Source organism: Streptomyces yokosukanensis (assembly GCF_001514035.1).
Classification (GTDB): domain Bacteria; phylum Actinomycetota; class Actinomycetes; order Streptomycetales; family Streptomycetaceae; genus Streptomyces; species Streptomyces yokosukanensis.
In genome coordinates this window covers 479727-503770 of record NZ_KQ948207.1, presented here as the reverse complement: position 1 = coordinate 503770, position 24044 = coordinate 479727, and the positions used below count along the sequence as shown (strand labels likewise).

General features: G+C 71.4%; 17 protein-coding genes and 1 pseudogene. 11 read left to right on the top strand and 7 right to left on the bottom strand.

The genetic code is table 11. From position 1 onward, the window contains the following. Positions 1–186: 186 nt before the first annotated feature. Positions 187–1389, top strand: coding sequence for an acyl-CoA dehydrogenase family protein (locus tag AQI95_RS05380; RefSeq protein WP_067118097.1), 1203 nt, complete (start codon positions 187–189; stop codon positions 1387–1389). Between the two features lie 24 nt (positions 1390–1413). Here AQI95_RS05380 and AQI95_RS05375 read toward each other — a convergent pair whose 3' ends face one another. Continuing rightward, a complete protein-coding gene (locus AQI95_RS05375; RefSeq protein ID WP_067118094.1) occupies positions 1414–2952 on the bottom strand; it encodes a GMC family oxidoreductase in 1539 nt (512 codons plus the stop codon). A gap of 236 nt (positions 2953–3188) precedes the next feature. Between AQI95_RS05375 and AQI95_RS05370 the strand changes: the two genes are divergently transcribed. After that, positions 3189–3953 carry an SDR family oxidoreductase gene (locus AQI95_RS05370; RefSeq protein WP_067118091.1) on the top strand — a complete coding sequence of 255 codons (765 nt, stop codon included), beginning with the start codon at positions 3189–3191 and terminating at the stop codon, positions 3951–3953. Positions 3954–3997: 44 nt separating this feature from the next. Here AQI95_RS05370 and AQI95_RS05365 read toward each other — a convergent pair whose 3' ends face one another. From AQI95_RS05365 to AQI95_RS05350, 4 genes are all read right to left on the bottom strand, one after another. Beyond that, the gene (locus AQI95_RS05365) at positions 3998–6178 is read right to left on the bottom strand and encodes a tetratricopeptide repeat protein (RefSeq protein ID WP_067118089.1); all 2181 of its coding nucleotides are present in this window, start codon (positions 6176–6178) and stop codon (positions 3998–4000) included. An 89-nt stretch (positions 6179–6267) separates the two neighbouring features. Continuing rightward, positions 6268–6654 (bottom strand): hypothetical protein, encoded by a 387-nt coding sequence (locus AQI95_RS05360; RefSeq protein ID WP_244188631.1) that lies wholly within the window; start codon positions 6652–6654, stop codon positions 6268–6270. Positions 6655–6909: 255 nt separating this feature from the next. Further along, positions 6910–7503 (bottom strand): nuclear transport factor 2 family protein, encoded by a 594-nt coding sequence (locus tag AQI95_RS05355; protein WP_079071060.1) that lies wholly within the window; start codon positions 7501–7503, stop codon positions 6910–6912. A 128-nt stretch (positions 7504–7631) separates the two neighbouring features. Beyond that, the gene (locus AQI95_RS05350; protein WP_067118086.1) at positions 7632–8663 is read right to left on the bottom strand and encodes a medium chain dehydrogenase/reductase family protein; all 1032 of its coding nucleotides are present in this window, start codon (positions 8661–8663) and stop codon (positions 7632–7634) included. 122 nt (positions 8664–8785) lie between these two features. Between AQI95_RS05350 and AQI95_RS05345 the strand changes: the two genes are divergently transcribed. The 3 genes and pseudogenes from AQI95_RS05345 (at position 8786) to AQI95_RS05335 (ending at position 11910) form a co-directional block, all read left to right on the top strand. Next, positions 8786–9436 carry a TetR/AcrR family transcriptional regulator gene (locus AQI95_RS05345; RefSeq protein ID WP_067118083.1) on the top strand — a complete coding sequence of 217 codons (651 nt, stop codon included), beginning with the start codon at positions 8786–8788 and terminating at the stop codon, positions 9434–9436. Between the two features lie 208 nt (positions 9437–9644). After that, positions 9645–9878 (top strand): annotated as a pseudogene (locus AQI95_RS05340) (ALF repeat-containing protein); the annotation flags it as partial. A 310-nt stretch (positions 9879–10188) separates the two neighbouring features. Beyond that, complete coding sequence (locus AQI95_RS05335; protein ID WP_244188630.1) at positions 10189–11910, top strand: purine-cytosine permease family protein; 1722 nt, start codon at positions 10189–10191, stop codon at positions 11908–11910. 28 nt (positions 11911–11938) lie between these two features. Here AQI95_RS05335 and AQI95_RS05330 read toward each other — a convergent pair whose 3' ends face one another. Then, complete coding sequence (locus AQI95_RS05330) at positions 11939–13555, bottom strand: FAD-binding oxidoreductase (RefSeq protein ID WP_067118080.1); 1617 nt, start codon at positions 13553–13555, stop codon at positions 11939–11941. A 70-nt stretch (positions 13556–13625) separates the two neighbouring features. Between AQI95_RS05330 and AQI95_RS05325 the strand changes: the two genes are divergently transcribed. Further along, positions 13626–14222 carry a TetR/AcrR family transcriptional regulator gene (locus AQI95_RS05325; RefSeq protein ID WP_067118077.1) on the top strand — a complete coding sequence of 199 codons (597 nt, stop codon included), beginning with the start codon at positions 13626–13628 and terminating at the stop codon, positions 14220–14222. Positions 14223–14416: 194 nt separating this feature from the next. Here AQI95_RS05325 and AQI95_RS05320 read toward each other — a convergent pair whose 3' ends face one another. Further along, the gene (locus tag AQI95_RS05320) at positions 14417–16060 is read right to left on the bottom strand and encodes a sigma-70 family RNA polymerase sigma factor (RefSeq protein WP_067118074.1); all 1644 of its coding nucleotides are present in this window, start codon (positions 16058–16060) and stop codon (positions 14417–14419) included. A gap of 611 nt (positions 16061–16671) precedes the next feature. Here AQI95_RS05320 and AQI95_RS05315 point away from each other — a divergent pair. The 5 genes from AQI95_RS05315 to AQI95_RS05295 are packed head-to-tail and all read left to right on the top strand — an operon-like array spanning position 16672 to position 24005. Beyond that, positions 16672–17934 (top strand): phenylacetate--CoA ligase family protein, encoded by a 1263-nt coding sequence (locus AQI95_RS05315; protein ID WP_067118773.1) that lies wholly within the window; start codon positions 16672–16674, stop codon positions 17932–17934. Continuing rightward, complete coding sequence (locus AQI95_RS05310) at positions 17931–19202, top strand: MFS transporter (protein ID WP_067118071.1); 1272 nt, start codon at positions 17931–17933, stop codon at positions 19200–19202. The genes AQI95_RS05315 and AQI95_RS05310 overlap by 4 nt, the downstream gene beginning before the upstream one ends. After that, positions 19199–20332 carry a GNAT family N-acetyltransferase gene (locus AQI95_RS05305; protein ID WP_067118770.1) on the top strand — a complete coding sequence of 378 codons (1134 nt, stop codon included), beginning with the start codon at positions 19199–19201 and terminating at the stop codon, positions 20330–20332. The genes AQI95_RS05310 and AQI95_RS05305 overlap by 4 nt, the downstream gene beginning before the upstream one ends. Continuing rightward, complete coding sequence (locus AQI95_RS05300; RefSeq protein WP_067118068.1) at positions 20329–21495, top strand: LuxE/PaaK family acyltransferase; 1167 nt, start codon at positions 20329–20331, stop codon at positions 21493–21495. The genes AQI95_RS05305 and AQI95_RS05300 overlap by 4 nt, the downstream gene beginning before the upstream one ends. Continuing rightward, a complete protein-coding gene (locus AQI95_RS05295) occupies positions 21492–24005 on the top strand; it encodes an acyl-CoA reductase (protein WP_244188629.1) in 2514 nt (837 codons plus the stop codon). Before AQI95_RS05300 ends, AQI95_RS05295 begins: the two co-directional genes overlap by 4 nt. Positions 24006–24044: the final 39 nt, after the last annotated feature.

The window sequence follows — 24044 nt, the reverse complement described above, 5'->3', positions numbered from 1 at the left end:
GATCTCGACGCTTCTCGTGAGGACCCTGGAGACCGCCGGTGCCGCGATCACCGCGCCCACCAACAGCGGGCCGACCGGGCGGTTCCCCGGAGACGGCACAGAGACAAGGGCCCGGCGTGGAACCCCTGTAGGGGCGCGCCGACGCGAGGCGCGCCGTTTGCGCTGCCGACCCGCCGGAGGGATCCCTTGACCACGTCCACCGCCGCCGCCCCGAACACCGACTTCACGGAGCTGAAGCAGAGCGCGAAAGCGCTGGTGCCCCTGCTTCGGGAGAACGCCGCCCGCACCGAAGAGGACCGCAGGGTGGCGGAGGAGAACATCACGGCCCTGTCCGAGGCGGGGCTGTTCCGGCTGACGGTGCCGCGCCGCCTGGGTGGTCACGAGACGGACTTCAGGACCTTCCTGGAGGTCAGTTCGGAGCTGGCGCGCGGCTGCGGATCCACGGGCTGGGTGACGACGCTGATCAACGTCTGCAATTGGACGGTCGGTCTCTATCCCGAGCAGGCCCAGCTGGATGTCTGGGGGGAGAATCCCGGCGCTCGGGTGTGTGGAGTGCTCGCCCCCGGCGCCACCAGCAGGGCGGTCGACGGCGGTCTGGTCGTCACCGGCCGGTGGGGCTTCGCCTCGGGCTGTCTGCACGCGCAGTGGGCGACGCTCGGCATCCCCGTCGTGGACGCCCGCGGACAGCACATCGAACAGGGCGCCGCCCTCATCCCGATGGACGAGCTGACCATCGAGGACACCTGGTACGTGGCCGGTATGCGGGGCACGGGCAGCAACACCCTCGTCGCCGAGGAGGTCTTCGTGCCCGCGCACCGCGTCCTGTCGGTGACGCGAGGTGTGCGGGGTGCTTGTCCGACCGAGCGCACGGACGAGCCGCTGTACCGGTCCGCGCTGGTCCCCGCGCTCGCGCTGGTGCTCGCGGGGCCGCAGGTGGGCCTCGCCCAGGCCGGGATGGACGTGGTGACCGCCTCCCTCGCCAAGGGCCGGGGCATCTCGTACACCTTCTATGAGCGGGCCTGCGACGCACCGTCGACCCAGATCCAGTTGGCCGAGGCGGCTCAGCTGATCGACACGGCCCGTCTGCATCTGTTGCGTGCCGCCGACGACATCGACACCTGGGCGGCCCGCGGCGAGCACATGCCCTTCGAGACACGGGCGCGCGTGCGGATGGACACCGGCTATGTCGCTCGGCGTTCCCGCGAGGCACTCGATCTCCTGCTGAACGTCCAGGGCGCGGGCGGCTTCGCCGAGGCCAGTCCGTTGCAGCGCATCTGGCGGGACCAGGAGACGAGCAGTCGGCACGCCATGGTCAATCCCGGCATCGCCGGGGAACTGTACGGGCGGGCGCTTCTCGGCATCGAGGAGCAGGTCAGTCCGTTGATCTGAGCGGAGGCGTGCCCCTCCCGGCAGCTAGTCGGACGCGGTACCGAAAGCCGGCTCCTCGACCAACTGCGTGGCCCGTTCCGCGATTCCCAGTACGGCCGCGTTGGTGTTCGCCGACACGACGGACGGCATGACGGAGGCGTCGGCGACGCGCAGGGCCTCGATGCCACGGACGCGCAGCTGCGGGTCCACCACGGCGAGTGCGTCGACACCGATACGACACGTTCCCACGGGGTGGAAATAGGTGGCTGCGGTGGCCCGGACATAGGCGCGGCACGCGTCCTCGTCGAGCACGTCGGAGCCCGGCAGCAGTTCGGCCCCACGCCACTGCGCGAGCGCGTCCGCAGCCGCGAGGCGGCGGGCCATCGACAGGGCGGTCACCATGCGGTCGACGTCCGCGTCGTCGGTGAGGTAGGCGGGATCGATCAGCGGGTGGGCGGTGGGGTCGGCGCTGCGCAGACGCAGCGACCCGCGGCTGGCCGGGGTCACGACCGAGAACAGCACCGAGAACCCGTCGGGGTCCGCGCCCGCCCACAGCGGCTCCAGCGCGGCGCGGGTGAAGCTGAGCTGCACGTCCGGATCGACGCCCTCGGCACTGCGGGCCAGGACGTACGCCTGGCGGGAAGGGCCTGCCGGGACCGGTTGCTTCGCCCGGTACGACACCCAGCTCAGCAGATGGTCGTGGAGGTTCTCGCCGACACCGGGGAGGTCGGCGCGCACCGGGATCCCCACGTCCTGAAGATGCGCCGCCGGCCCGATCCCCGACAGCAGGAGGAGCTGGGGCGACCCGACGGCGCCGGCGCTGAGGATCACTTCACGGTCGGCGGCGACCGTGTGCACGGTGCCGTCCGCGACGTACTCGGCACCCCGGCAGCGCGTCCCGTCGAGCAGCAGCCGCCGCACGTGCGCGTGGGTGATCACCGTGAGGTTGGGGCGGGCGAGAGCGGGGCGGAGGTAGGCGTCGGCGGCACTCTGCCGCCTGTCGGCGACCACGTTCGTCTCGCCCCACGCCACGCCTTCGTCCTGCTCTCCGTTACCGTCCGCGGAGGCTGCGTGGCCGCTCTCCAGGGCGGCTTGGTACATCGCCTCGTCCAAAGGGGTGGGGTCGGACCCCGCCTCGATGCGCATCGGCCCGTCGGTGCCACGGAATCGGGGGTCCCGGCTCTGGGTGCTTTCGCTGCGCTTGAGGAACGGCAGCAGGGTGTCGTAGCTCCATCCGGTGGCGCCCTGCGCCTCCCAGGCGTCGAAGCTCGACCGGTGCCCCCGCCGGTGCACCATGCCGTTGATGCTGCTGGAGCCGCCCAGTACCTTTCCGCGGGGCCACGCGTGGACCGTGCCTCCGGTGCCCGCCTGCGGTGTGGTGGCGTAGGCCCAGTCCACCGGCGACCCCCACAGCCCGAACGCCTCCATGGCGTTGGGGCTGTGCATGCTCTCCGGCCCGCTCTCACCACCTGCCTCCAGCAACGCCACGCTCACCCCGGGGTTCTCCGACAGGCGTGTGGCCAGAACGCATCCGGCCGTGCCGGCGCCGACGACGACGTAGTCAAAGCTCTTCGTTGCAACCATGCGGCTTTCCCGTTCCACAGTGGACAGCACCTTGACCGCCCATGCTGCTCACTTCCCAGACCGACCGCTGCCCAGTTCACGCCAGATCTGTCGGCGCCGCACAGCCGATCGGATCGTCCGAGATGCCGAGGTGCCCGGACGGTGATTCCTTGGTACGGGCGCGTCCCGAAGGCCGGATGCCGGGCCTGGGGTCCGGTGTGCGTGCTCCTTTCCCATGGATGATCGAGGAGGCTGGCATGGTGAACGCCCCGGACAAGACGCTCAGCGGCAAGGTTGCCTTCGTCGGCGGCGCGTCGCGCAACCTCGGCGGGCTGATCAGCACCACGCTGGGCGCCGAGGGCGCGAAGGTGGCCGTCCACTACAACAGTGCCTCCTCCCGCGCCAAGGCCGAGGACGTGGTCGCTCTGATCAACGCGGGCCCCGGTGAGGCGTTCGCCGTCCAGGCCGACCTGACGAAACCGGCGGAGGTCGAGCGGGTCTTCGCCGACGTCGTCGGCCGGTTCGGCAAGCTCGACTACAGCGTCAACACCGCCGGGATGGTGCTGAAGAAGCCTCTCACGGAGATCACCGAGGCGGAGTACGACCGGATGTTCGCGGTCAACTCCAAGGCCGCGTTCTTCGTGATGCGCGAGGCGGCCCGCAGGATCGAGGACGGCGGGAAGATCATCACGATCGTCACCTCGTTGCTGGCCGCCTACACCGGGCTGTACTCCGCCTACGCGGGCAGCAAGGCGCCGGTGGAGCACTTCACCCGTGCCCTGTCCAAGGAGCTGTTCGGCCGGAACGTCTCGGTGAACAACATCGCTCCCGGGCCGATGGACACCTCGTTCTTCTACCCGGCCGAGGACGACGACTCCGTCGCCTACCACAAGTCCTCGGCCATGAACGGCGACCTCACCAAGATCGAGGACATCGTCGCGTGGGTGCGCCATCTGCTCACCGACGGCTGGTGGGCCAACGGCCAGACCTTCTTCGTCAACGGCGGCTACACCACCCGATGACTTGTGCGCGACGGTGGGCACACATGTGCATGTGCGCGACGGGATCACCGGTTCCGGGCGCGTTCCTGCCAGTGGGTCAGCTCTTCGCGTGTGGTGCGGAGCCTTGGGTGGTCGGGGCCCAGTATCTGTGTCTCCTGGTTCAGCAGATGGGTGAGGGAGGTCGCGGCTCCGGCGGCGTCTCCGGCGCGGCCGCGCCAGTGCGCGTAGCTGTGGTGGGTGTCGAACACCTTCATCCAGTTGGGCACGACCGTCAAAGCTCCCAAGCCGCTCTCGTTCGGATGCCGGAGCCCGCCATGCTGCCCCAGTACGCGGATCAGATCGGTCAGGAGTGCCTCGTACGCCATCGCAGCTCCGTACGGGTCCCCTGACTCGCCGCGCCAGCGTGCGAGTTCGGCCCGCGCGTCCAGCACGGTCGTAGAGTCCGGGAACGAGTGCTGTTGCAGCAGGGTGAGGAGTTCGGTGTAAGCGGCTACCGCACCGGTCGCGTCGCCGGCGGCGCCGCGCCAGCGTCCCAGGGCGGCCCGGGTGTCCAGGGTGCGCTTGTGATGGGGGCCGAAGAAGCGGCTCTGCCGGTCGAGTACGGCTTCGTACGCCGCCACGGCCCCGGGTGCGTCGCCGGCCTCGCCCTGCCAGTGGGCCTGGCGCAGGAGGGCGAATTCCAGGCCCGGGGAGTAGGGGCCCTGGTGGTTGAACGCCTCTCCGGCGAGCCGCTCGAAGTAGGCGGCGGCCGCCTGCGCCTGGCCGTTCGTGCCGAGCACCTCACCGGCGCGGTAGAGCAGTTCGTGGTCGGTCGGGCTCGGACCGTTTCCCGAGAGGCCGGAGAACTCCCAAGGTCTGGGGTAGGGCATGCCGGACCAGAGAGCCGAATCGGCGTGCCCGCGCAGCACGTCGACGGCGTCGAGGAGTACCGGGGTGAAACCGGGGTCCTCCTTGTGTGCGTCGGCGGCTCTGGCCAGTGCCGACGCGACCTTCCGGGCGAGGTTCCATACCCGGTCGGCGGAGAGTGCCTTGCGCGTCGCGCGCTGCAGCACCGGGTGCACGTGCACCGCGCGGTACCCGGCGTCCGGTGTGTGGTCGATGATTCCCAGGCTGCTCATCAGGCGGAGGGCGGCGTGCACCTCTTCCGTCCGCAGCATCCGGTCGGACGGCGCCGTCGCGCGATGCTCCTGGAGGTGCTCCATGGCGGCGGAGTTGATGAAGACGGACTCGGGTGTACCGGCGGTGGGCAGCAGTGAGGCCAGCTCCAGCAGGGGACGTGCCAGGTCGCCCGAGGGCATCCGCTCGGCCCGTTCCAGCGACGACCGCCATGCCTCGGGCACGGCGACGTTCTGACCGTCGGGCAACGCCCCGGGGCCGGGTACGAGTTCGGCCAGCGGTTGCCCGCGGCGCGGCCGGCCGCTGTCCCACGAGCCGGGCCCACTGAGTACGTCGTACTCGTCCAGCAGACGGGTGTACTCCCCCAAGTCCAGTCCTATGCCTGCCAGATGGGCCGCCGTCTGCGACAGGGCCAGCGGCAGGTGCCCCAACGTCCGCCCTACGGAGGCGAGTTCATCCTCTTCGGGGGCGGCGCGTCCGTACTCCGACAGCACCTCGGAGAGGTAGGCCGTCGCCTCGTGGGGAGCGAAGCCCGTCACGGGGACCACCAGGCGGTTCAGTCCGGGCTGGGCGACGTCACGGCGCCGTGTGGTGACCAGGACCCGACCTTCCGGGTGGTCGGGCGGCCACAGGCCCCGCAGATCCTCGGGGGCGGCGACGTCGTCGAGGACGATCAGCCACCGGCGCCGCACACCCTCGGCCTCGGGTCGCAGCCAGGCGAGGAAGGCTTGCGCCGTGTGTTCGGTCGCGGCCGTGCCCGAACCGGTGGCCGTGTCCGTCCCGGTGATCTCGGTGATGGCCCGGGCGTACGCGGCGAGGACCGCGTCACGGTCGGTGGCTGTGACCCACAGGAGCAGGTCGACCTGCTCCTCCCGCCGGGAAGCGCGGGCGATCCGGGCGGCCTGCTGCGTCTTGCCCACGCCCGCGGTGCCGACAAGTACGGTGCAGCGCACGGCGGTCGACACGCGCGTGACGCCCTCGGGCCCGGTGAGTCCGGTGCCCTCGTCGAGTGCGAGGCGCGGCTGAAAACAGCGCGCCGCCGGCGGGACGACTCCCACGAGCAGCGGCCACGACGCGGGGCCACGGGAGTTGCCGTAGTACGAGACCTGGTCGGCGTGCCCGACAGCCACGCCGTGGTGACTGGCCTGGACGACGTGCGGCGCCGACGGGGAGGAAGGAGCGGAGGAGGGGTGCGGGCTGGGGTGGTCAGCCGGTTCGTTCAGCCCTGGGACGAAACCGGCGGTGGAGGGGGGCTCAGATGCACGCCTCCGTTGATCACCCCGGCGGCCACCGAGCTGTTGTCGGCGCTGACGTTCAGGTCACGGCCGACGGCCAGTCCGCCGTCCCCGACCGTCGTTGCGGCCGCGCGGTGTGCGTCGAGCAGCGACTGCAACTCCGCGGCGGCACGGTCGCGTTCGTCCTGCGCGAGGCTTTCGAGCAGGCCCTCGAACCGGGCCTGCCACAGGGCCTCCTGACGGATGCGGATCCGCTCGGTGGACGCGCTGTCGTCCGCGTCCGGCGCTGTCAGGTCGGCCGCGGCCCGGTCCAGGCGTGCCAGCTCGCCCGATTCCCGCTCGGCGTCCCCGCGCCCGAACCACACGGCCAACCGTCGGCGGAATCCCTCTCAGGCATCCGTACCGGCGGCTTGGACCACCGCGGATTCCCCGGCGGTCGCCAGCGCCGTCAATGCTTCCGGCAGCACGCGCCTTCCCCTTCTGCGTTGATCGCCAACGATCCCGTCGATCTTACCTTCGGCACCTGTCCCGGCACCGGTCCGTTTCTCCACCAGGTCTCGTCATGAGCTCGTCATGGCTCGTCAGGACTCCTCGGACTCGCACGGGCAGGGCGCCACCGAAACGGGTCAGGAGGTGGGCGGGGACCAGTCCGCGGGGAGGCCTGACTGGGCGAGGACGGCGTTGAGGCTGTAGAAGTCCTGGTCCGAGGTGATCCGGCGGCCTTGGGTGGTGAGCAGGGTGGCCAGCGGCACGGCGAAGGGCTTGGGCGCGCCCTTGATGTGGCCCGCGTAGACGCCCTCGACGGTGATGTGGCCGCCGGCGCGGTGGGCGGCGTGGACGGTGACGTGGACGTTGTCGATGAGGCTGTCGGTGCGGGCCTTCCACCCGGCGATCTCCTGGCGGCCGTGGAAGGTGACGCCTATGGCCTGGTCGGTGTAGGTGCCGTCGGGGGTGAACAGGGTGCCGAGCTGGTCGGGGTCGGTGCCGTTCCAGGCGGCGGACCAGTCGCTCACGACTGCGGGCAGATGTCGGCCGGCGGGCTGCGCGGCGGATGCGGTGGTGGCGGATGCCGTCGTGGCGGACGCCGTCGTGGCGGACGCGGTCGTGGCGGACGCGGTCGTGGCGAGTGCGGTCGTGGCGAGTGCGGTCGTGGCGAGTGCGGTGGTGGCGGCCGCGGCGCAGAGCAGAGCGGTCCCGGTGCGGGTCGCGTGAGGCTTCATGGCGTCGGTCCTTGGGGTGATGGTCCACGGGTGGTGGACGGTGCGGGTCTTCGGGGTGCGGTGATCCTGCTGCGGGGCTCGACGGTGGCGGGGCGTGGCCGGGAAGTGCCGGCCCGGGGGTGTGCGGGTCAGGGAATCAGGACGACCTTGCCGGTGACGGTCCCGGACTCGGCCAGACGCAGGGCCTCGGCGGCCTTGGTGAGCGGCAGTTGGGCGGCGATGGGGGCGGTGATGTCGCCGCGCCGCAGCGCCGTGAAGACCTCGGTGAGGTCGCTGTGCAGCCGGGCGCGGAAGTCGTCCTTGTGGAACTTCTGACCGGCCCAGATGTTGTAGAAGTGGGCGCGGCGGCCGTTGGGCAGGGTGTTCCAGAGCAGGGTGCGGGCGAGGATCTTCAGTACGGGCCACTGCTTGGAGCCGGTGTCGTCGCGGGTGGAGGCGCTGCCGTAGGAGACGAGGGTGCCGCCGGGGGCGAGCAGGTGCCAGGAGTCGATGACGCTGCGCCCGCCGACGTGGTCGAAGACGGCGTCCACGCCACCGGGCGACAGCGCGCGGACCTGGGCCGGCACGTCTCCGGTGCGGTAGTCGACCGGGGTGACGTCCAGTTCCCGCAGAGCGTCATGGTGCCGGGGGGAGGCGGTGCCGATCACCTTCACGCCGGCCGTGCGGGCGAGCTGGACCAGGATCAGGCCCACGCCGCCGCCGGCGCCGTGCACCAGGACCGTCTGCCCGGCGCGCACACGGGCGATGCGGTGCAGCATCTGCCAGGCGGTGATGCCGTTGACCACGACGGTCTCGGCCTGCGCCGCGGCCAGTCCGTCGGGGACCTCCACCGCGTCCTGCGCGTCGACGACCACGTGGCTGGCCCAGCCGCCGACCTTGACCAGCGCGGCCACACGTCGTCCGGACAGGCCGGGGTCGACTCCCTGGCCGGTGGACAGCACACGGCCCACCAGGTCGTAGCCGGGTACGAACGGGAACGGCGGCTGGTCGTAGTACCGCCCGCGGCGCATCTGCTGTTCGGCGAAGGAGACGCCGGTCGCCTCCATGGCGATCACGATCTGTCCCGGGCCGGGGTCCGGCACGGCCGTGTGCCGGATCTGCAGGTCCTCCGGGGCCACGATGCCCGGCAGCACCACCTGGACGAGGGGGTGGCTGCTCATGACCACCCTCCTTCCTGAAGAGGTCGTTGTGTTCGTTAGAAGTTGTAACACGACGTTGCCGTGATGGTCAATCGCCTTCGTGATACCTTCTAACCAACTGCTTGAGAGAGTGAGGTCAGGACGTGAGCAACCCAGATGCCGCGACTCCTCGGGAGCGCTACCGCGCCCAGGTGCGGGAGGAGATCAAGAAGCACGCATGGGAGCAGATCGCCGCCGCCGGGGCTTCCGCCCTGTCCCTGAACGCCATCGCCAAACAGATCGGCATGAGCGGGCCGGCCCTCTACCGGTACTTCGCCAGTCGCGACGAACTGATCACCGAGCTCATCAGGGACGCCTACCGAAGCCTGGCCGACGCCTTCCGCGCCCGCGCCGCCGCCGGCGCCGACCTCGCCGCCCTGGCACACACCTTGCGCGAGTGGGCCCTTGCCGACCCCCAGCGGTACTTCCTCCTCTACGGCACCCCCGTGCCCGGCTACCAAGCCCCCGAGGACACCACCCGCATCGCCTCACAGATCATGGCCGTCCTCCTCGACGCCTGCGCCGCCGGACCGCTCCCCGACACCCCGCCGTCACCGATCCAGGCGCATCTCGACGACCACCGCGCCTGGGCCGACCAGCACCCGGCCCCGCCGTCGGCGCTGCACCGCGCGCTCCTCTTCTGGACCCGCCTCCACGGCGCGCTCTCCCTCGAACTCGCGGGGCACTTCACCGGCATGGGATTCGACCCGGCACGGCTCTACGCCGCCGAGACGGAATCGCTCACGGGCCGCTGACCACGTGTCCCGGCGGATCCCGAACGCCTGTGCCGCACCAGGAGACGCGGGTCCCCCGGTGGGCGCGAGTTCGATCGCACCGGCCTCGTCGAGGCGGGTCAGTTGGGCGGCGGTGAAGTCGACCTCCAGGGCGCCCAGATCGTCCGCCGGCTGCGCGGGGGTGCGGGCGCCGATGGCCGATGCCGTCACGCCCGGGTTCCGCAGGGTCCGGGAGGCCACCAAGGCTCTGGACGTTGGCTCGCCGGCCGCCCTGCGCGCTTTCCTGGAGACCGGCTACCGCCTCGCCCAGGCCGAGGACGACCGCGTCGCCGTCTTCCGCATCCTCGCCGATCCGACCACCGGCGCGGCCGTCCGCGCTGCGGCGGAGCACGCCCTCGACGTCGACACGCCGGAGGCACTGCGGTACTTCCTGGAGCACGGCCGGTACGAGGCCGACGCCTGAGGCGCGTCTGGGGGACCGGCTCGGCGACAGGCCGGCCGAGCCCGCCGAGCGCCTCTCCCAGGTGGCACTCGCCACCGGGCGCTGGACCAAGTCCGAGCAGCGGCGGGTGAGTTCTCGGAAACGTCCCGTTCACAACGGTGGGAATCGACGGTAACAGCCGCTTTCTAGCGTGACTGGCCGTGAGATCAGAGTCGTGTGCACGGCCGTACCGAAGCATGACGGACCGTCGGCTCCCCCGTCCTGCCGATGATGCCAAGCGGGGTTCTCCCTTCACCGAGGCACCCGCACCAGCATCATCGGGAGGCGCGACATGAGCACCACCGAGTCCCGGCCGCCGACGGCAGACACCGCGAAGGCCGCTGCCGACCAGGCGGTCAAGGAGACACTGGAGGACTACACCCTCCGTTTCGCGCCCCGCAGTTACCGCCGCTGGCCCGCCATGGTCGTGGCGACCACCGCGCTCGGCGGCATCGCCTACATGGCCGACTTCTCCATCGGTGCCGGTATCGGCCTGGCCCACGGCACCGGCAACGCGCTCGTCGCCATCGCGGTGGCCGCCGTCGTCATCTTCATCACCGGCTTCCCCCTCGCCTACTACGGGGCCCGGTACAACATCGACCTCGACCTGATCACCCGGGGCTCCGGCTTCGGCTACTACGGCTCGGTCCTCACCAGTGTCATCTTCGCCAGCTTCACCTTCATCTTCTTCGCCCTCGAAGGCTCGATCATGGCGCAGGGCCTCAAACTCGGCCTCGGGCTGCCTCTGTGGCTGGGATACCTCATCTCCACGCTCATGGTCATCCCCCTGGTGATCTACGGCATGAAGGCGCTCAGCAAGCTCCAGGTGTGGACCACCCCGATCTGGCTGCTCCTGATGGTCGGCCCGCTGGTCTACCTGATCGCCACCGACCCCGGCACGGTCGACCGCTTCCTCTCCTACTCCGGCACGGACGGCGACGGCGGCGTGAACACCGCCTCGGTCCTGCTCGGCGCCGGTGTCTGCCTCTCCCTCATCGCGCAGATCGGGGAGCAGATCGACTACCTGCGCTTCATGCCGCCGAAGACCGAGGCCAACAGGCGCACCTGGTGGACCGCCGTGGTCATGGCCGGTCCCGGCTGGGTGGTGCTCGGCGCGCTGAAGCAGGCCATCGGCGTCTTCCTCGCCGTGTACATCCTCGGCGAAGTCGGTCCTGCCGCCGCAACCGAACCGATCCAGCAGTTCCGCGGTGCCTTCGGCGCGATGATGCCCGCCTGGATGGTCGTCCCGCTGGCCGTGGCGCTGGTGGTCATCAGCCAGATCAAGATCAATGTGACGAACGCGTACTCAGGCTCGCTGGCGTGGACGAACTCCTTCACCCGCATCACCAGGCACTACCCCGGCCGTATGGTCTTCGTCCTGGTCAACCTGGGCTTCGCGCTCGCCCTGATGGAAGCCGACATGTTCAGCTTCCTCAACACCATCCTGGGCTTCTACTCGAACTGCGCGATCGCCTGGGTGGTCACCGTCGCGACCGACATCGGCATCAACAAGTACGTGCTGAAGGTGTCCCCGCTCCAGCCGGAGTTCCGCAGGGGCATGCTCCATGCCGTCAACCCGGTCGGAGTCGTCGCCTTCGTAGCCTCCTCCGGTCTGTCGATCGCCCTGTACTTCCATGTGCTGGGCGACACCCTCCAGCCGTACTCCCCCGTCGCCGCCGCCGTCATCGCCTTCGTCCTGACCCCGCTGACGGCGATCGTCACCAGGGGCAGGTACTACCTGCGCCGCACCGAGGACGGCATCGGCGAGCCCCTGCTGGACCCGGACGGCAATCCGAGCGCGGTCACCTTCGACTGCCACGTCTGCCGCCAGTCGTACGAGCGCCCGGACCTGACCGCCTGCGCCACCCATGACGACGTGGTCTGCTCCCTGTGCCTGAGCACCGACAAGATCGGCGACCACGTGCTGCCGGCGACGGCCCGGCCGGTGCGGGGCGGCGGGCCTGTCGGCTTCGAGGCGGAGGCTGCGCCCGCGGAAGCGAGGGCGAGCGGCTGATCCGTCTGCCCGATCCGCCGACGCGCGGTCAGGGCGCAGGTAGAAGCACGCCGGGGTTGAGCACGCCCGCCGGGTCCAGGGCTGTCTTGGCGGCGGTCAGCGCTGCGGCGAACGGGTCGGGACGCTGGCGGTCGTACCAGGGCCGGTGGTCGCGCCCGACCGCGTGGTGGTGGGTGATCGTGCCGCCGCACGTGTGGATCGCCTCGGACACCGCGTCCTTGATGTGGTCCCACTGGGCCACGGTGCTGCCCCAGCGGCCCGGCGCGTACACCCCGAAGTACGGTGCCGGCCCGTCGGGGTAGACATGGGTGAACCGGCAGGTGACCACTCCTGTTCCGGCGACCTCGCCGATCGCCTGCCGGGCTGCCTCGGTGACCGCGTGGTGGAGGGCCTCGAAGCGGTCCCAGGTGCACGCCGTCTCGAAGGTCTCGACGATCAGCGAGTGCCGGGCCAGCGCGTCGCGCTGATAGGGCATCCGCAGAAACGACGAGCGCCAGGTCTCCGCGGCGATGTCACCTGCGGAGGCCTTCCGAGGCGCTGCCGCCGCGCCCCGGCCGGGCTCCTCGGCGGTGTCGGCGGTCGGCTCTCCACCGTGGTCGCGGCACAGTTCCACGGCCCGCTGCAGGTCGAGGCGGACGGGGTGGTCCGCCGACTCGAAGGCGAGGACGAGCAGACCACCGGCCACGCTCACGCCGGCGTTGATCAGTGCCTCGGCCGCGTCGAGGAGGCGGCAGTTCGCCGGGTTCAGTCCGCTCTGCGCGATCGCCCGGGTCGCTGCCACCGCCGCCGTGTAGTCGCCGAACCGCACGGATGCCCTGGCGTGATGACACGGGCGCTCCTGCAGGCGCATCCACGCCTCGGTGATGACGCCGAGCGATCCCTCGCTGCCGAGGAAGAGCCGGTCCGGAGAGGGTCCCGCGCCGGAGCCCGGCAGCCGCAGTGACGCGCTCACCCCGGCTCCGGTCACCACCCGCATCGACTCGACCAGATCGTCGATGTGTGTGTACAGCGTCGCGTAGTGGCCACCGGCGCGGGTGGCGAGCCAGCCGCCCAGCGTGGAGAACTCGAAGGACTGCGGGAAGTGGCGCAGCGTCAGCCCGTGCGGCCGCAGCTGGTTCTCCAGGTCCGGGCCGAGTGCGCCGGCCTGGATCCGCGCGGCACGACTCGTCCGGTCGATCTCCAGGACACGGTTCATGTGCCCGAGATCCACGGTGACCGCGGCGGGGTGGCCGTCGCACCGCGGTTCGACACCGCCGACCACCGAACTGCCGCCGCCGTACGGCACCATGGCGATGCCCTCGCGGGTGCACCAGTCGAGGAGATCGATCACGTCACGCTCCTCGGCGGGCCGGGCGACCAGATCCGGCACATGGCGCAGTTCCCCGTGGAGATTGCGCACCACGTCCCGGAACGCCTTGCCGTGCGCGTGAGCGGCCCGGTCACCCGGGTCCACCGAGCAGAGGCCGGCGAGCGAGGCCGGAGGGGTGACGCGGGGCGTGGGCAGGGCGAGCGAGGAGATGTCCGGGGGTTCGTGAGCGGTCAGCTCGCCCGGCATCAGCGCCCGCACCCGTGCCAGAAGCGCCTCCAGTTCTGCGCCGCGCACGGCGTCCTCGACATGTCCCCATCCCCACCACGACCGTGTCACGACCTCGACCTCTCGAATTGACCCATAGGTAAATTACCGCGCGGTCACATGGTGGGCTAGAGTACGGCCCATGGGCAAGGCCGGAACCAAGGGCGTCTCTCGCGCCGACCGGGAGGGGCAGATCGTCGACGTAGCCGTGGAGGAGTTCGGCGAACGCGGCTACGCGGGCGTCTCCGTCGCCGCCGTCGCACGGCGCGCGGGGATCTCCAAGCCCTTGATCTACAGCTACTTCGACTCCAAGGACGGCCTCTACCTCGCCTGTGTGCACCGGGTGGGCGACCTCCTGGTGCAGGCCGTGGCCGCGGCCCGGTCCCGCAGCGGAACGACCGGTCACGCACTGGACACCCTCGCCGCGGTCTTCACCGCGGTCGAAGGCTGCCGACACGCGTGGTCCGTCCTCTACGATCCGGCCCTGCCGCCGGCCGGTGAGATGCGCGACGCCGTGAACCACTACCGCGGACGACTCGCCGCCATGGGGGCCGCGGGCGCCACCGGCCTGCTCACCCGCGCCGGACACGACGACCCGCTCGACCATCAACTCCTCAACCACGTCTGGCAGTACAGCGTGACCGCCGTGATGCGGTGGTGGTCCGAGCACCCGGACCAGAGCGCGGCCGAGATGACGGCCCGGTGCGCCCGCCTCCTCACCGCGCTGGGCGCCGACTGACCCGCACGGCGCCCACAGCAGGACACCGGGACGTCCGCGCTACGACCTCCGGTGCGCGAGCCCGGGCGTGGTGGTCCCGCGACGGACGGCCGAATCGCCCGCGCGAGCACCCGGCCGGGCGCGGCGACGACCGGGTCGCGCCTGCGGCGTCGGCTCGGCGGCTCGGGCGGCGCGAGGGCCCCGTCCGGGGTGCGTCACATCTTGGCGCCGAAGTCCTGCGTCCACCAGGGACCGCCCGCGCCCTTGTGCACGCCCACGCCGATGTTCTTGAAGGAGCAGTTGAGGATGTTCGCCCGGTGGCCGGAGCTGTTCATCCAGGACTGCATGACGGCTGCGGCGGTCTGCTGGCCCTGGGCTATGTTCTCGCCGTAGGTGGACCAGCGGTAGCCGGCGGCGGTGATCCGCTGGCCGGGATCCGCGCCGTCCGGGTTGGTGTGGTCGAAGAAGTGGCGCGCGGCCATGTCGTCGGAGTGGCCCTGGGCCGCCTTCTGGAGTTGCGCGTCCTCGGTCAGCGGACTGCAGCCGGCGGCTGACCGCTCCTTGTTGACCAACGCGACCACCTGGCCGGCGACGTCACCCGAATCCGGCTGAGCCTGCGGTGTGCTCGCCGCGGGAGGAGCCTGGCGGGCGGGTTTCGGAGGTGCGGGTGTGCTCGTGTGGGCAGGGCTCGCCTTCTTCGCGGTGCCCGTGCTCTTCCGTTTGGTCACGGACGGGGACGGCGAAGGAGAGTGCGAGGGCGACGGCGTCCCGTCCCCGGCGCCGGGGGTGGAGAGGTCCAGGATGGGGACGGCCGTGCTGCGCTCGGCGTTCGGGCGGTCGGCGCCGGTGCCCGAGTCGGTACCGAAGTACCACAGACCGCCTCCCGCCACGCAGGCCGCGACGACGGCGCCGCCGACGGCCCGGCGGCGCGTGCGCCGACGCCGACGGGACTGGCTGCGCGAACCGGTCCTGCCCCGTGCGCCACGCCGTCCGGGGCCCGAAACCGGACCCGCGCCGCCATCCGGGCCGCCCGGCGATGCGACGGCGCCGGCCGGGGCGAGGCCTCCGGAGCCGGAGGACATCGCGGCGAGCAGTACGGGCGACGCCGCGATCAGTGCCAGCCCGGCCAGCAGCCCCTCCGCGGGCATCAGTCCGCTCCACAGCCCGCTGCAGCGTGTGCAGCCGCGGGCGTGCCGGGCTATTCGCTTGCGCCACAGCGCCGAGGGCCTGCCGTCCCAGGAGGCCAGCACGACCCGGAGTTCCTCGCACAGCGGACGTGCGTCGAGCGCTCGTACCACCACGCGGGCGGCCTCCAGCTGTGCCTTCATCCGCTGGACCCGGACCGCCGCGTGCTGAGTCGACAGATCCAGCGCCGCGGCGACCTCGGCCCGCGTGAGTTCGCCGGCGCACTCCAGCCACCACAGGGACAGCAACTCCTGGTCGTCGGGCTCCAGCCAGCGGGTCGCCCGCGCCGTCTCCAGGCGCTGCCCCGTGAGCTGCAGCTGGACGACGGTCAGATCGACGAAGTCGGCACCCGGATCCGCCAGGTCCGCGGCCTCCTCCACCGCACCAGGGGCGGAGAGACGATTCTGCCGGTGCTCCCGGACCTGGTTCATCGCGATGGCCACCAGCCAGGAGCGGAAACGCTCGGGAGTGCGCAGTCCTTCCAGCCCGTCCAGCGCCCGCAACATGGTGTCCTGCACCACGTCGTCGACGTCCACCGAGCCGTTCAGAGCCCGGCCCACGATGTTGTAGACCAGGGTGAGGTACGCGTTGACCAAGGCGTCCTGTGCCTGCGTGTCGCCCTCGCGGGCGGCCGTGACCAGTGCCGCCGTCTCCGTCGCGTCCTGCGTGCTCATACCCATGCTTCCTGTCCTCGAGACCGCACGATTGTGTCCGATACCTGGGAGACCGCTCGAGGCGCCTCGGATAACACTTCTTCGACAGGAAATCCCGGTCGCCCCGGGGACCGCCGTTCGGGTGAGGTACGGCGCCGTCGCGGCCGAGCGGCGCGCAGGGCCGAGCGCTGCTGCGCGTCCACCGGGCCGAGCCCGGCCCACGGGTCGTCGACGACGGCGGATCCTTGATCTCTCACCTTCTTCACAGCGGGCGGAATCGTATTCCGGCCATCTAAGCATCGCCGAGGACCGCACTTTCCATAAGGGTTCCTTGAGTCGTCCTCAAAGAGCAGTTATAGGTGACACGTTGGGTGTGATCACCGTCTCCGATCCACCAGGGAACCCGAGTTCCCCGCAATCCGTCGGCGAGACATTCAAGCCCCCTGCACGGGTGGCCAATTGGCGCAAGCCCGTTCCGAATGGTGAGATAAACTCGCCTCCGGACGCCCGCTCGTGACGAGCGCGTCCACTTCCTCATACCTTCAGCGACCGAAGCCCACGTCAGTGGACGTATGCCGTCGCGCTCCACCGGCTTTCCCATGCCGGTGGTCCACGCCTTCGAGCAGGAATTGATGCCCGTTCAACCAATTGCGGAACTCATACGTTTCGCCCGGCACAACTCACCTTTCTACCGCGAGCTCTACGCCGACCTCGCCGATCACGTGACGTGCCTCACGGATCTCCCGGTGGTTCCCCAGACAGATTTCTGGCGAGCCAACACACCGCGAGACAACCGGTTGCTGACCGCCCCGCTCGACGAAGCGGTCGTATTCCGCAGCGGCGGAACCACGGGGTCACCGAAGTTCTCCTACTACACCCGCACCGAATGGCGCGAATTCACCACCGCGTTCGGCGCCGGACTCGTCCACGCCGGGCTGCGGCCCGGCCACCGGGTCGCCGATCTCTTCTACGCGGGCGACCTGTACGCGAGCTTCACCTTCGTCCTCGACTCCTTGCACCGCTCCCCCGTGGCCAACGTCCGCCTGCCCATCGGCGGCGCGACACCCTGGGAATCCACCGCGGCGACCTTGGAGGAGTTCCGGGTCCAGGCCGTCGCCGGCACCCCGACCACACTGTGCTCGCTCGCCGCGCGCCTGGCCGACGCGGGCCGGACCCTGCCCGACGTCGAGCTGCTCCTCTTCGGCGGGGAATGCCTCTTCGGCGACCAACTCCCGCTGCTCCAAAAGGCGTTCCCGAATGCCGAACCGCGTTCCCTGGGCTACGCGAGCGTCGACGCGGGGCTCCTCGGCGAGGCCGTGCCCGGCGGGGATCCGCGTGTGCATCGCGCGTTCACCCCGCACACAGTGGTCGAGATCCTCTGCGACGAGACCGACGAGCCTGTGGACGGCAACGGAGTGCCGGGGCGGCTGGTCGTCACCGACCTGCGCAGACGGCTCATGCCCGTGCTGCGCTATCCGGCGGGCGACCGGGCCGAGTGGGTAGACCGGGAGGCAGGTGTCTTCCGCATCCTCGGGCGCGCCGAGGAAGGCGTGCGGGTCGGCCCCGTCTCGCTGCACACCGAGGACGTCCATGGCATCGTCACGGCCGCCGACACCCGCGGCGAGGTCATGGCACTGCAGCTCGTGGTGCGGCGCCGGGACGGCCGGGACGGCCTGGTGCTGCGGCTCGCGGTCGCCGATCCCGGGAAGCCTCCTGCCGCGTTGGGGGAGTCCGTCGTAGCGACGGTTCTCGCCGAGCGGCCCTTCTATGCGGGAGCGACGGCCTCCGGGCACGTGAACCCGCTCGGCGTCGAATGGGTGCAGCACCAGGATCTCGCGGTCAACTCCCGCTCGGGCAAGCTCATCCGGGTCGTCGACGAACGGCCGCACACGTGAGCGCGGCGTCCGCGCGCGGTCGGCGCCTGCCGCTCGTGCTGCGCAATCCGTCCTTCGGCCGGGTCTGGGCCGGCCAGCTCCTCACCCAGGCGGCGAGCCGCATGTTCCAGGTGGGCGCCGTCTGGTGGCTCGTCGGGTTCGCGGGCGGCGAGCACCGCGGGCTCGACTCGGGCCTGTTCCTCATGGTGAGCACCCTGCCCGCGGTGGCGCTCGCCCCGGTGATCGCCCGTATCGTCGCCCGGTGCGCACACCGCGCGGTGCTGGCGAGCGCGGCCACCGTGGCGGGCGCGGTCGCCGTGACGGCGGCCGTTCTGGCCGGCGCCGGAGCCCTGCCCCTGGCCGCCGCCTACGGGGTGGGGCTGGTGCTGGCCGGTTGTCAGGCGGTCTTCGATCCGTGTCTGACCACTTCGGTGCCGGAACTGGTCGAGGACGCCGACATCGAGTCGGCCACCGGCTTCGAACTGTCCACCCAGTCCGTCGCCGGACTGTGCGGCGGACTGCTCGGCCCGATCGTGGTCGACGCGGGCGCGCTGACCGGCGTCACCGCCGCGAGCGGCGCGGCGTATCTGCTCGCCGCCCTGCTGATCGGCTCCACGCGCTTTCCGCACCGCGGCGCCGCAGACGGCCCGGCCCCCGAGCGGCGCACGCTGCGCCGGGTACTGGCCGGACTGCCGTTCATCCGTCGTGTGCTGGTCTGTTTCGCCGCCGCCAACGTCTTCACCACCGCCGTCTACGTCGTGATGCCGCTGTACACCCGGGAGGTGCTGCACGCGAGCGGCTCGACCGTCGCCTCGCTGGAGACGGCCCTCGGCGCGGGGACTCTGCTCGGCTCGTTCACGGGCGGGCGCCTGCCCGGCCGTCCCGTCACGGTCGGCAGCGCATGCCTGGGCATGATGGCCGTGGCCCTGGGTCTGCCGGGCCTGTTCGCCGGACATGCGGCGGCCCTCGCCTCGATGGCGGTGGCCGGCTGGTGCGTCGGCGTGATCGGTGTCCGGTTCGTCGCGCTGTTCCAGCGCATGGTGCCCGCTGACGACAAACCGGCGTTCTTCGCGGTCATGCAGGCGGTGCTGGGCGCCACCTTCCCCGTCTCCTCGCTGGTGTTCGGCGCACTGGGCGACCGTCTGCCGGCCGGAACACTGTGTCTGGCGCAGGGCGCGGGACTCGTGCCGGTCGCGCTGGCCCTGTGGTGGCTCGGCAGCCGCTCGCACACCGCCGGTCGGCGCAGGCCGGACGCGGCGACGCCGGTACCCGCGGGAGAAGCCTCGTGAACACCGTCCTGTCCCCCGCGTCCGTCCAGGACATCGCCGAGCTGCGGCAGTTGTACTTCGAGGTGTACGGGCACGGCTATCCGGTGCCGCTCGGCAGCGAACCGGCGGTCATGCGCCGGCTGATCACCGACGGCACCGCCCACTGGCTCACCGCCCGCACCCACACGGGCGACCTGGTCGGTTCCGCGGTCGTCCAGACCGAACCGGGCGGCCGCATCGGCAAACTGGTCGGTCTCGCGGTGCACCCCGGCCATCGTGGCGGCGGTCTGGCCTCCCGGCTGACCGGGGCGGTCTGCGACGAAGCCTTCGCCGACGGCCCGCTGGACTCGGTGTACGCCACCGTCCGCCTGGTCACCGAAGGCCCGCAGCAGGTCGTCGTACGCAATGGATTCCGGCCGCTCGGCCTGCTGCCGAACGCCGTCGAGGTCGAGGGCTGCGAGACGCTCGCGCTGTTCGCCCGCTACGCCGACGGTGTGCTGGAGTGCCGTGAGCCCGTGGCGAACGTGCCCGAGCGGCTGTCGGCGTTGCTGTCCGCCGCCTCCTGCGGCGTCGGCATCGACTACACCCGAACCCGGCCCGCTGCCCGCCGCGGTGCGGCGGCGGTCACCGGCGACGCGCCGATCGAGCTGATCGCGGCCCCGGCCTTCACCCGCCGCCGCTTCCTGGAGCTGTTCCCCGCGGCCGACGACCGCTTCTTCCCGCTGCACACGCCCAACGCGGTCCTGGTGGCCGCCGACGGTCGCTTCGAGGCGTATGCCGACCTCGATCCCGTGGCGGGCAGTTGCGCGCTGGTCGCGGTCCACCCCCGTCCGTCCGCGGTGGCCGGAACCCTGGAGGCGGTGATCGCGTCGGTCGCGCGGGCCGGTGCCGACTACGTCGAGGCGCTGCTGCCGCTGGCCGACACCGAGGCACTGGAGGTGTTCCTCGCCTCGGGATTCGTACCGAGCGCGGTCTACCCCGCGATGCGCCGTATCCGCGATCGGCTCCACGACTACGTCGTGCTCTCGCGCACGAGCCGTCAGATCGACTTCCGCGCGACCGCCGTCAGCCCGCTGCTCCAGCCGTACCTCGGTGCCTATCTGAGCGCCTGGACCACCACCTATCTGCCCCTTCACGAGGTGTCCCGATGAAACCCCATCTCGCTCCCGTCGAGGTTCCCGATCCGGCGGCGCTCGGGCATGTGCAGCGCCTGTGCGACCTGGCGGAGCCGTACGCCGACGGCCCCGGCACCGACGCGCTGTTCGCCGCCGCCATGACGGAGGTCAACGCCTGGCACGCCCGGCGCTCCCCCTTCTTCGCCGCCCTGCTCGATGACCCGGCCGAAGCACCCGCCCCCACGGTCGGCGACGGAGTGCGCACCCCACTGGTGCCCGCCGCCTTCTTCAAGCGGCACGAGGTGCTGTCGATCCCCCGCGACGAGGTCTCCCTGCATCTGACCTCCTCGGGCACCACGGGCCAGAAGTCGCAGATGTTCTTCGACGAGTGGACCATCCGCTCGGCCCAGCGCATGGTGGCCCGGATCTTCGACCACTACGGCTGGATCACCCCCGGGCAGCCGGTGAACTACCTGCTGTACAGCTACGAGCCGGCTCCGGCGCTGCAGCTGGGCACCTCGTTCACCGACAACTACCTGTGCGACTTCGCCCCGGCCCGGCACACCACGCACGCCCTGCGGCACACTGGCACCGGCCACGAGTTCGACGTGAACGGCTGCATCGCCGCGCTCCGGCGGTACGCCGAGGACGACGTGCCGCTCCGCATCCTGGGCTTCCCCGCGTTCCTGTACTTCACCCTGGAGCGGATGCGGGCGATGGGGCTGCCGCCGCTGCGGCTGCCCGAGGGATCGCTGGTGGTGCTCGGCGGCGGCTGGAAGGGGCACGCCGACCGCCAGATCGGCAAGGACGCCTTCTACGCCGAGGTCACCGACCGCCTCGGGATTCCCGCGGAGCGCGTCCGCGACACGTTCGGCTCCGTCGAACACTGCGTGCCCTACGTCGAGTGCGCCCATCACCGGCTGCATGTGCCGGTGTGGTCGCGGGCGGCCGTCCGTGACACCGGGACGCTGCGTCCCCTGCCGTACGGCGATCGCGGCTTCCTGCACCTGGTCAGCCCCTACATCACCTCGGTGCCCGCGCAGAGCGTGGTGATGGGCGACCTCGCGTCGCTGCACCCCGGCGAGGAGTGTCCCTGTCCGCTGTCCACCGACTGGTTCACCGTGCACGGCCGTGCCGGGGTGAGCCGCAACCGCAGCTGCGCGGTCGCCGCCGCCGAACTGATGAAGGGAATGTCGTGATCACCTCCGTACTCCACCTCTGGCAGGGCGAGTTCGTCGACGACGCCGAGGCCGGCCGGCGCCTCGCCGGTCTGCCCGAGCTGGCCGCGCGGGTCCTGACGCGTCCCCTGCCCACCGATGTGGTGCTCGGCGCCTGTGCCGCGCTCAGCCGTGACCTGGCCGATCCCGCCTGCGCCCTGTACGGCCGGCTGGCCGGGCAACTGCCCGCGGACGAGGCCCGGACCGTGCTGGCCGAGCTGGCGAGCGCACTCACCCGGGAGGCGCTGGAGCGCAAGGTGCGGCGGGAGCTGGGCGGCCTGCGGCCGGAGCGGCTGGCCCGGCCGGATGCCCGCGAGACGGTGTACGAGGCCTGGGCGCCCGTCGGCCTGCTGGCGCACATCGCGCCGGGCAACGCCGCGACCGTGGCGCCGCTGAGCGTCGTCGAGGGACTGCTGGCGGGCAACCTGAACGTGCTGAAGACCAGCGGCTCCGACTCGGCCCTCGCCCTCGACGTGCTCGCCGCGCTCGGTGCGGCCGACCCGTCCGGGCTGATCGCCGAGCGCGTCGTCGCGCTCCGCTTCCCCTCCGCGCGCCGTGAATGGCTGCAAGCCGTCTGCGCGCCCGCGGACGCGATCGCCGTGTGGGGCGGTGAGGACGCGGTGCGGGCGGCGGGCGAACTGGCCCAGCCCGGTTGCCGGGTGGTCGAATGGGGCCACCGGATCTCCTTCGCCTATCTGACCGGGCAGGCCGCGTCCGAGGACGGCGTGCTCGACGCGCTCGCCGAAGACGTCTGCCGATTCGAACAGCAGGCGTGTTCCAGCCCGCAGGTGGTGTATCTCGACACCGACGTCACCGACGACGCCGAGGAACTCTTCGCGTTCGCGGGCCGGTTCGCCGAACGGCTGGCGAAGGTGTCCGCCGAGCACACGCCGCCCGCGCCGAGCCCCGCCGAGCAGGCGGAGATCACCACCGTGCAGCAGCTCGCCCGGCTCGAACAGCACCTGGGCCTCACCCGCGTGTTCGCCGCCGAGGACGGCTCCTGGCGCGTCCTGGCCGACACACGCTCCGCGCTGGACGCCTCGCCGCTGCACCGCAGCGTCTGGGTCAAACCGCTTCCCCGGCACGCGATCACCGCGACCCTGCGCCCCATGCGGCGCTATCTGCAGACCGCCGCGATCGGCGGCGACCGCGCGGACGTGGCCGCGCTCTCCCGCGCGATGTTCGCCGCGGGCGTCACCCGCGTCACCGCGGTCGGCTCCATGCTGGAGAGCTACGAGGGCGAACCGCACGACGGCGTCTACGCGTTGCAGCGCTACAGCCGCAGGGTGAGCGTACGCGCCACCGACCCGGACTTCCGTACGGTGCCGTGTCTGGACGACCTGGTGGCGTCGCCGGTGCTGCCGCCCGCGCCCGACGCGCCGCTGCTCGGCAAGGAGGGCGTGCAGCGGGCACTCGCCGGCCTGGACCCGCGCCACGCCCACCTGCACTTCCGCAGCGGAGGCTCCACGGGCACACCCGCCCTGTCGGTGTTCACCTGCGACGACTACGACAACCAGATGCGGGCCTCGGCGGACGGGCTGCTCGCGGCCGGCTTCGACCCGGCACGGGACCGGGCGGCCAATCTCTTCTACAGCGGCGGCATGTACGGAAGCTTCATCAGCTTCTTCTCCATCCTGGAGCGGCTGAACGCCACCCAGTTCCCGATCGCCGCGGGCCCCGACCACGCCATGGTCGCCGAGGCGCTGGTCGCCCACCGAGCCGACACGCTCTTCGGCATGCCGTCCTACCTGTGGCAGCTGCTCCACGCCGAGGCCGACCGGCTGCGTGCCTACGGCGGCATCCGCAAGGTGTTCTACGGCGGCGAGCACTTCACCGCAGAACAACGCAGGGTCCTCACCGACGACTTCGGGGTGGAGGTGATCCGCTCCGCGGCCTACGGCAGCACCGACCTCGGGCCTCTGGGCTACCAGTGCGTGTCCTGCGACGGCTCGGTCCACCATGTGCTGACCGAGCTGCACACGCTGGAGATCCTGGACCCGCGCGAGGACCGGCCGGTGGCCCCGGGGGAACCGGGACGGCTGGTCTTCACCTCCCGGGCCCGGGCCGGTCAGCGCCTGGAGCGCTACGAGATCGGCGATCTGGGACGTGCCGTGGAGGGCACATGCGCCTGCGGCAGCACCGTGCCTCGGCTGGAGCTGCTCGGGCGCTACGGCGATGTGGTGCGCGTGGGCACGTACTTCCTCAACTACCGGCGGATCGTACGGGCGTTGGCGGAGCGGCTCGCCTATCACGGCGAGGTGCAGCTGTCGGTGGCGTCCGGCCCCGAGCGGGAGGAGCTGACGGTCCGGCTCGACGAGCAGTACGCCCCCGACCCCGGCCTCACCCGCAGCACGCTCACCGCCGAGGTCCCGGAGCTGGCCTCAGCGCTGGAGGAGGGCTTGCTGTCCCTTGCCGTGCAGAGCGTGCGGAGGGAGACCTTCGAGCGCACCCCGACCAGCGGCAAGCTGCGCACGGTCGTCGACCTGCGCTGAACCCGAGCGGAGCGGTGCCCCGGCCGGGCGGTGGACGGC